Below are 6,737 nucleotides of genomic sequence, written 5' to 3'. Positions count from 1 at the left end.
CCGAGGAGGTCTCCACCGGGCGTTCCTTCATGGCGCCCGCGAGTCGATACAGCACCCGCAAATCGGCGCCGAGTCGTCCCTGATCGAAGGCCTCACGCACCCGTGCCGGCGCATCGATCAAGGCGGCGGCCTCGGTGATGAAGGAGCGCGGCTTCCCGAGGCGCCGGGCAATCTCCGCTCTCGCCTGCCCTTCCTGCTCGCGTTCGGCGATGAAGTGCGCCAGGTCGAAGGGTGACATGTCCTCGCGGTGCAGGTTCTCCGCCGCCTGCGCGTAGGGGTCTTGGCGTTCGTCCAGGAAGGCCGGAACACGGTCCAGGCCCGCCATGCGGCAGGCGCGCAGCCGCCGCTCGCCGCGATTGACGACATAGCGACCGGGAATCTCGGCATGAGATCGCACAGAGATCGGCTCCAACACGCCGTGCAGGCGGATCGACTGAGCCAGTTCCGCGATCGAGATCTCGCTGATCGTGCGCCGCGGCTGGGCGACATCGAAGTCGATCTGCAGGACCTCGAGCTGAAGGGGCTTGCCTGCGACTGCGTTGGGGGAGCGATCGACCTCCGCCAGCAACGAGCTGGCCTTGAACTGGGCCAAGGCGCTGAGGTCGAGGGAATCGACGCTGTTCATTCTCGGCCCTCCTGCACTGTCAGCGGCACATCGGCCCCGTCGATGCGCTGCTTGAGAAGATCGAACACCGCCGAGACCTCGGCCGCCGCATCGCGCGCCGAACTCTTGGCCAGGCGCCACAGCGGCACCCCCGCAGCGAGCGCCTCGGGGATGGCCGAACGCGTGGAGATCTTGGCCGGAACCACGAACTCGCTGTAGTGCGCCACCAGGTCGTGCAGCGCAGCTCTCTGGCGCACAGAGTGCGGGTTGAAGCGGTTGGCCACGAGCCCGGCCAGGCGCAGCCCGGGGTTGTAGCGCCGCTGCACGCCGAAGATCGTCTTGAGCATGTCGGTGACTCCGTCGATGCTGTATTCCTCGAGCTCGATGGGACATGCCACGTGCGTCGCCGCGATCAGCGCGGCGCTCATGCGCAGGCCGAGCGACGGTGGCGTGTCGATCACAACGACGTCGAAGTCTCCACTGAGCGTCGCGACCTGCCGACGGAAGGCGGGAAGGATGATTTCGGGTTTGGCGAGCTCGAGGTCTGCGAGCCGCTTCGTGCCTGCGAAGAGCGTGAGGGAAGCTGCCGTCGCCGCCATCGGTCGGATCCCGTGCGTCTCGAAGAGTTCGGCCGCCTCGCGCCCGCTGCCGAACCGCGCCAAAGACTTCGAGGCGTTGGCCTGCGTATCGAGATCGATCACGCCCACGCGCAGTCGGTGTCGTTCGGCGAGCCACTGCGCCAGCAGGACACTCAACGTCGACTTGCCGACGCCGCCTTTCTGATTCGTCAGGACCAACACACGCATTTGCGGCTCCTTCACGGCATTTGAGAACCTTCGACCGACAATTGCGAAACTTCCTGTTTCCGCTCTTGCTGCGATACAGCACGCGGCCCGTTGAGTGACGCATCTCGAGGGCCTACGATCAACGCATCGCCTCGCTCGTCGCGTCGTCTCGCGCGACTTCTCAGAGCGGCCCTCGATCACTGTTCGCCAGTGACCGCAGCGTAGTCCCAAACAAATCGCTCGTCTACATGTGCTATCGCTAACCATAGCAAAATAAATTATCAATCCGTCTTGACTGTGACCTTTGCGTTGTGGTGAAGTGCGCCCATGGAAGCAGGGTCTCGTCAACGCATGGGTGCGGTGTTGAAAGCCTGGGCAGCGCCTTCGGCCGTGGGCTGCGTCGCGCTCCTGCTTCTGCTCGGCGCCGGGCCGGCACCCGCGGAGCCGGTCGTTCCCGATACGCGTCCCGCCGTCACAGCGATCGAGCAAACGGCACGCGACGATGAGCGCCTGCGCATCCTGCGCGATGAACTGCGTCAATCCCTGCAAGCCGTCGAGGCGATGGCCAAGCGCCGGGCCGAGCGCCTGGCCGCCAGCGACACCGTCGGGGCCGACCAAGCGCAAGCTCAACGCGCCCGCCTGCTCCAGGACATCGAGGCGCTGAAGCGCGAAATCGAGTCTGCACAGTCCCATGCCGGGCTGCCCGGCCCGCCGGCATCGAACGCCGCCAAGCTCCCCGCCGCGGAAGCCAAGCCGGCGACCATCAAGCACGTCCCGCCTGCCGCTCGCTGGTGGGACGTCTACGCCCGGGCCACGCCCGCCCGCGCCAAGCCCGTGTCCCTCGCCACCCCATCGGGCGCCGACGCCACGCGCCACGCCACCACCCGCCGTCTGGAGTAGAGCACCATGCCCCGCTGCCGTCTCGATCACAATCCTGCGCCATCCCGAGAAAACAAGGAAAGCCATGGCAACGATGCGTCGCGACACGCCGGGGAACACGGAGCTCCAGCCGCCACCCGCCCGCAACGAGCTGACCGCGCTCGAGCTGGTCGACTTCCTGCACCGGCGGGCGGTCAACGAACTCATCGTCGTGGAGGGGGAGCCCGGGCGCTACCACCTGCAGGCGCGCATCTCCTGGCGCCCCGGCCGCTCGACGGTGATGGGGTCGCGCGGACCGCGGACCTACCGCAACCTGAACACGCTGGTCACCCACCTGAAAACCCTGGAGATCGGCAGCACGCTGGTCCGGCTCGAACTCCTGGTCTGAACCGGAACGACAGCCGGCCGCGAACCCGACTCTCGGCGAAGCTTTTGCTGTGGGCTGCGCTCGCAGCACTTTTGCCCGAGGTCGCGGCCGCCGGCAGCCCGTTCGCCACGGGGGCCAACGCCACGCAGAGCCAGCTGGTCGCGATCCTGACGCCGCTGGCCGCAGTGGCGGTGATGGTGTCCGGCGTGATGGCCTGGTTCGGCCGCATCAGCTGGTGGTGGATGGTCGGCGTCGTGCTGGGCACGGTGCTGGTGTTCGGCGGGCCGCAGATCGTCTCGTGGATCCGCGGGATGTTCGGCGTCTGAAGCGAATGGGCATGGACCGCAATCAGGGCATCGTGGCCGACACCCTCTTCGTCGGCATGACGCGCCCGTCGATGGTGTGGGGCGTCACCTACTCCGCGATGATGGTCAACGTCGTGATCACGACCGAGTCCTTCATCGTGACGAAGAACCTGGCCTGGCTATTGGCCTTCCTCCCGATCCATGGCGTGCTCTACCTGGTCTGCCTCTACGAGCCCCAATTCTTCGACCTGCTGCAGCTCTGGGGCCGCACGCGCCTGCCGGCGCTGCTCGGTGGCAACCTGCGGCACTGGCGTGCCAACTCCTACAGCCCTCTGACACTGGACCTGCCGGATGCGCGCGGACGCCGGCGTCAGCCCCCGGCGCACGTCCTCCTTCCCGGGAGGCCGTCATGACGCTGGGCCTGCAGAAGGAGCGCCTCCTGCGCCGCGAAGCGGGTGCCGCCGGCATGATCCCCCTGGTCGCCCATGTCGATGCGCACGTGGCGCGCACGCGCGCCGGCGACTACGTCCAGACCTTGCGCCTGGCCGGCACCAGTTTCGAGAGCGCGGACGACGAGGACATCAACAACTGGCACGAACGCCTGAACGTGCTCTGGCGCAACATCGCCTCGCCCAACCTGGCGCTCTGGAGCCATGTCATCCGGCGTCGCGACGGCGCTTGGCCGCGGGGTCGCACCGTCCCCGGCTTCGCGCGGGAGGTCGAGGAGCGCTACCGGCACCAGATGGCGGCGGAGCGCCTGATGGTCAACGAGCTCTACGTCTCGCTCGTCTTCCGTCCCCAGCCGACGCGCATCGGCAACGTCGCGCTGCGCCTCCTCAAGAAGGCCGATCCGGACGGCGCGCGCGCGGAGATGCGTGACTCGCTGGACGAATGCGCCAAGAAGCGCCAGGAGCTGCTCGCGGCGCTGGAGCGCTACGACCCCGAGGCCTTGGGTGTCTACCGCCGCGACGGCAGCGACGTGCTCTTCTCGAGCCTCATGGAGTTCCATGGCCTCCTGCTCAACGGGGAATGGCAGCGCATGCCCTTGCCGCGGGCACCGCTCAACGAGGTCCTGGCCACGAGCCGGCCTTTCTTCGGCAACGAGGCGATGGAGTACCGGACCGGCACCCAGACCCGGGTCGGCGCCTTCCTCGGAATCAAGGAGTATCCGACCCCCAGCGCGCCCGGCATGTTCAGCGCGCTACTGACCGCGCCGTTCCCGTTCGTGCTCACCCAGAGCTTCACTTTCCTCGGCAAGGGGACGGCCACCGACATGATGAGCCGCCAGCACCACCGGATGGCCGCTGCCGGCGACATGGCGGTTTCGCAGGCCGAGGAACTGAAGGATGCGCTCGACGACCTCATGAGCAACCGATTCGTCGTGGGCGACCACCACTTCACGCTTCACGTGCTGGCCGATGCCGTCGACGGCACGGGCGATCCCCACGGCTTGCCTCGCCTCAAGCAACTCAACGACAACGTCGCCCGGGCGCGCTACCTCCTCGGAGATACCGGGATGGTCGTGGCCCGCGAAGACCTCGCGCTCGAGGCCGCGTTCTGGGCGCAGCTGCCCGGCAACTTCGCCTATCGGACGCGCAAGGCGCCGATCACGAGCCGCAATTTCGCAGGCATGTCGCCGTTTCACAATTTCCCGACCGGGAGGCCGACAGGCAATTACTGGGGCGACGCGCTCGCCATGTTCGTGACCCGCGCGGGCTCGCCGTTCTACTTCTCGTTGCATGCGAGCGATCCCCGCCGAGCCGATGGCGGCAGTCGCCGCGACGTGGGGCATGTGACGGGCGTCGGGCCCGTGGGGACCGGCAAGACCACCCTGCTCGGCTTCTGCATGGTCGCCATCTGCAACCGGCTCGACGCCACGCAGGTGATCTTCGACAAGGACGAGGGGCTGCACATCCTGGTCCGGGCGCTGGGCGGCCGCTACCTGCCGCTCAAGAACGGCGTCCCGACCGGCTGCAACCCTCTGCAGCTCGACGACAGGGTGGCCGACAACCTGGATTTCATGCGGCAATGGCTGCGCCGGCTGGTCCTGCGCAGCCCGGCCGACACGCTCACCGTGCGGCAGGAGGAGGACCTCGACCAGGCGCTTCGAGGCACGCTGCGCCTGGACATGCCCTATCGCCGGCTGTCACGCCTGGCGGCGTTCCTCGACGTGACGGACCCCGAAGGCGTGCATGCCCGCCTGCGGCCCTGGTGCGCGGCCGAGCACGGCGACTATGCGTGGGTCTTCGACAACCCGATTGACGATATAGCGCCGATCCTCGACCAGCACGCACTCGTGGGTTTCGACGTCACGGATTTCCTCGATCACGACATCGTCCGGGCCCCGCTCACGATGTATCTCTTCCATCTGGTGAACCGCATGGTCGACGGCCGCCCCCTGGTCTGCTGGATGGACGAATTCGCCAAGCTGCTGAACGACCCTGCTTTTGCCAGGTTCGCGAAAAACGGCCTCGAGACCTGGCGCAAGAAGAACGCCAACATCGCCACCTTCACTCAGAGCACCAGCCACGTCCTGGGTTCATCGATCGCCCGCGCCATCGTGGAGCAGACCCCGACCAAGATCCTGTTCCCGAACCCCGAGGCGGAGTACGCGGAATACACCCAGGGCTTCAATCTCACGGACCGGGAATTCGCCTTGATCAAGCAGGAACTCGAGCCGGGCTCCCGGCAGTTTCTGATCAAGCAGAACCATGTCAGCGTGGTCGCCCAGCTGGACCTCCAGGGGTTCGACGACGCCTTGCAAGTCATCTCCGGACGCACGGCCAATGTGCGCCTGATGCGCGAGGTCATCGAGCAGCACGGTCCGGAGCCAGCGCAATGGCTGCCACAGTTTCGAGCCGCGCTCTCCCGCGACCCCACCCACAGCCAGATCGCATCCACAGCGAAGGAGCACCACCATGCGTAGACAACTCATTGGCCTCATCCTCGCGGTCGCCGCGGCCGCGATGCCTTGGCAGGCCAGGGCCGGTATCCCGGTCATCGACATGGCCGCCGTTGCCAACCTGATCCAGCAGCTCGGCGCCTGGCAACAGCAACTTTCGGGCATGCAGCGCCAGTACGAGCAGTTGACTCAATCCAACGCTCAGCTCCAGCAGACCTACAGCGCCATGACCGGTGCGCGTGGCATGGAGCAGCTGCTACCTACCGCTGACATCGCTCGAAACTACCTGCCGTCCAGCTACGGCGAACTGATGAACACGGTCAACGCGACCTCGGGCGGGTACGCGGGCCTGTCGGGACAGATCCAGTCAATCATGCGTGCCAACAGCATCCTCTCGAGCTCGCAGATGAGCGCGCTGAGTCCGGAGATGCGGCAGGTCGTCGAGCAAGGCCGCCAGGCTTCCGCCATGTTCAGCGCCATGAGCCAGGGGGCCTACCAGAACACCAGCCAGCGCTTCTCCGCGTTGCAACAGCTGGTCGATCGGATAGGGACTGCGAGAGATCCCAAGGCGATCCAGGATCTGCAGGCGCGAATACAGGCGGAGCAGAGCATGTTGACGAACGAACAGACGAAGTTGGAGAGCCTCTACCAAGTTGCACAGTCTGAGGAACTCGCGCGGCGGCAGCGGAACCGCGAACGCTCTGTATCTGACGTCGGATCGTTCAAATCACTGGCGATCGTCGACTACTAGTCGCGGAGAAATCTCAATGTCCAAACTCCTATGGCCTCTGACCGTCACCGTCACCATTCTTGTTGCGGCGGGAGGTACTTACTACATCGTCCAGCAGTGGGCAGAGCCTCCTATTTCGACTCCACCGACCACCGTCGATCCGCC

Annotated in this window: 8 protein-coding genes; 6 read left to right on the top strand and 2 right to left on the bottom strand. The window is 66.3% G+C overall.

Features of this window, described 5'->3' with window-relative positions:
- Together AC1D2K_RS27000 and AC1D2K_RS26995 are read right to left on the bottom strand one after the other, a co-directional pair.
- Positions 1 to 625 (bottom strand): ParB/RepB/Spo0J family partition protein (locus AC1D2K_RS27000; RefSeq protein ID WP_478092467.1); only part of this gene is annotated, 625 nt, incomplete at its 3' end.
- Complete coding sequence (locus AC1D2K_RS26995) at positions 622 to 1,410, bottom strand: ParA family protein (RefSeq protein ID WP_478092465.1); 789 nt, start codon at positions 1,408 to 1,410, stop codon at positions 622 to 624. The genes AC1D2K_RS27000 and AC1D2K_RS26995, both read right to left, overlap by 4 nt.
- 306 nt (positions 1,411 to 1,716) lie before the next feature.
- Between AC1D2K_RS26995 and AC1D2K_RS26990 the strand changes: the two genes are divergently transcribed.
- From AC1D2K_RS26990 to virB5, 6 genes are all read left to right on the top strand, one after another.
- Positions 1,717 to 2,289 carry a hypothetical protein gene (locus AC1D2K_RS26990; protein WP_478092463.1) on the top strand — a complete coding sequence of 191 codons (573 nt, stop codon included), beginning with the start codon at positions 1,717 to 1,719 and terminating at the stop codon, positions 2,287 to 2,289.
- A 64-nt stretch (positions 2,290 to 2,353) separates the two neighbouring features.
- The gene (locus AC1D2K_RS26985; RefSeq protein ID WP_478092461.1) at positions 2,354 to 2,656 is read left to right on the top strand and encodes a hypothetical protein; all 303 of its coding nucleotides are present in this window, start codon (positions 2,354 to 2,356) and stop codon (positions 2,654 to 2,656) included.
- A 44-nt stretch (positions 2,657 to 2,700) separates the two neighbouring features.
- Complete coding sequence (locus AC1D2K_RS26980) at positions 2,701 to 2,961, top strand: TrbC/VirB2 family protein (protein ID WP_478092459.1); 261 nt, start codon at positions 2,701 to 2,703, stop codon at positions 2,959 to 2,961.
- Positions 2,962 to 2,972: 11 nt separating this feature from the next.
- A complete protein-coding gene (locus tag AC1D2K_RS26975; protein WP_478092458.1) occupies positions 2,973 to 3,353 on the top strand; it encodes a VirB3 family type IV secretion system protein in 381 nt (126 codons plus the stop codon).
- Positions 3,350 to 5,866 carry a VirB4 family type IV secretion/conjugal transfer ATPase gene (locus AC1D2K_RS26970; protein ID WP_478092456.1) on the top strand — a complete coding sequence of 839 codons (2,517 nt, stop codon included), beginning with the start codon at positions 3,350 to 3,352 and terminating at the stop codon, positions 5,864 to 5,866. The genes AC1D2K_RS26975 and AC1D2K_RS26970 overlap by 4 nt, the downstream gene beginning before the upstream one ends.
- Positions 5,859 to 6,593: a P-type DNA transfer protein VirB5 gene (gene virB5 / locus AC1D2K_RS26965; protein ID WP_478092454.1), complete on the top strand. Its 735-nt coding sequence runs from the start codon at positions 5,859 to 5,861 to the stop codon at positions 6,591 to 6,593. The genes AC1D2K_RS26970 and virB5 overlap by 8 nt, the downstream gene beginning before the upstream one ends.
- The last annotated feature ends 144 nt before the right edge of the window (positions 6,594 to 6,737 follow it).

The organism is Variovorax sp. P1_H12_2, from assembly GCF_056405335.1.
This window is presented reverse-complemented; position numbering and strand designations above follow the sequence as displayed.